The following is a 1,573-nucleotide window of genomic DNA, read 5'->3' as shown; positions in this document are numbered from 1 at the left end:
GTGGGTCAATCAACATTAATGCTGCCTGACACTCCGCCTTCGCGAGCAAGCCCGCTCCCACAGGGTTCTTCAGCGCACACAACACTACGCAAGGCAAAAAACATGCATCCGCCCCGATATGAGCTTTCCTTGAAAAACACCGCCAGGACATAACGAATAATTGTTCATGTTGTGGTGTTTTCGTCACATCAACCTTGCACTGCGTCCGGCGGGACGCGACCTGATCTGAACCCATGAAGCTCTGGAGCAAAGCCCATGAATATTCGTTTTGCTGTTCTGACGCCCCCTCTGTTGCTGGCCGTTGCGTTGTCCGGTTCCCTCGCCCTGGCCAACGGCGGTGGCGGGGACGACGACGCGCCCATCAGACCCAACTGCCCGAAAGGTCAGGTGTTCGATAGCAAATCGAAACGTTGCGTCCGGCAGACCAGTAGCCTGGTGCCGGACGAAGACCGTACCAACTATGCCTATCGACTGGCCAAGGACGGGCGTTATGAAGAAGCCCTGGCCCTGCTCGACACGCTGAAACAGCCAAATACCGCAAAAGCGTTGAACTATCGCGGCTACGCCACGCGTAAACTGGGACGTACCGACGAAGGCATCGGCTATTACCTGCAATCGGTCAAGCTCGACCCGCAATATGCGCAGGTCCGCGAATACCTCGGCGAAGCCTATGTGGTCAAAGGCCGGCTGGATCTTGCACAGGAGCAACTGCGGCAGATCGAATCCATCTGTGGCAGTACTCAATGCGAGGAGTACCAGGACCTGGCCGAAGCCATCAACGGCTCATCGAAAACCTGACAACCCGAGCGGACGGAGGTCGCCATCGCCAGCGATCAGGCAATACGAACGGAACTGAACCAGCATCTGGCGCGTTTATGGCGCTACGGCCTGCTGCTGTCCCGGCAACGGCATGTCGCCGATGACCTGGTGCAAGCCACTTGCCTGCGGGCGCTGGAACGGGCCGGGCAATACGTGCAGGGGACGCGCATGGACCACTGGCTGCTGAGCATTCTGCATTCGATCTGGCTCAACGAAGTCCGCGCCCGGCGGGTGCGCCAGGGGCAGGGCCAGGTAGACGCCGATCAGGCCTTGTCGTTCGATGGAGAATCCGTGGCGCAAACCCACGTGTTGGCAGCACAGGTCATCCGCCGCGTCGATGCCTTGCCCGAGGCCCAGCGCGAAACGGTGTTTCTCGCCTATGTCGAAGGCTTGTCCTACCGCGAAGTCGCCGAGGTGCTGCAAGTGCCCATCGGCACCGTCATGAGTCGCCTGGCCGCCGCTCGGGCGAAACTGGCCGAATATCCACCGTTGCACACGGTGCCCACCCCTAACCGAGGAGAACATTGATGAACGCGATACCCTCGGACGAACAACTGGTGGCTTACCTCGACAACCAACTCGATGCCGAGCAGCGCTCGCGCATCGACGCGGCCATCGGCGCCGACCCGATGCTCGGCCTGCGCCTGCAATGGCTGGATCGCAGCAGCCTGCCGTTCAAGGACGCCTACGATGAACTGGCCCGACAGGCGCCGGTCGATCGCCTGCAAACCATGCTCGCCACAATGCCCTCACC

2 protein-coding genes and 1 pseudogene are annotated in these 1,573 nt (G+C 60.5%); all 3 read left to right on the top strand.

Annotated elements, in window-relative coordinates; translation table 11 throughout:
• Window positions 1-255: 255 nt before the first annotated feature.
• Window positions 256-798 (top strand): tetratricopeptide repeat protein, encoded by a 543-nt coding sequence (locus tag KGB20_RS25710; protein WP_057714697.1) that lies wholly within the window; start codon window positions 256-258, stop codon window positions 796-798.
• Between the two features lie 66 nt (window positions 799-864).
• A complete protein-coding gene (locus tag KGB20_RS25705) occupies window positions 865-1,347 on the top strand; it encodes an RNA polymerase sigma factor (protein ID WP_371318492.1) in 483 nt (160 codons plus the stop codon).
• Window positions 1,347-1,573, top strand: a pseudogene (locus tag KGB20_RS25700) (transcriptional regulator); the annotation flags it as partial. The gene KGB20_RS25705 and the pseudogene KGB20_RS25700, both read left to right, overlap by 1 nt.

Origin of the sequence: Pseudomonas sp. BF-R-30, from assembly GCF_019956175.1 — a bacterium.
GTDB classification, from domain to species: domain Bacteria; phylum Pseudomonadota; class Gammaproteobacteria; order Pseudomonadales; family Pseudomonadaceae; genus Aquipseudomonas; species Aquipseudomonas jessenii.
This window is presented reverse-complemented; position numbering and strand designations above follow the sequence as displayed.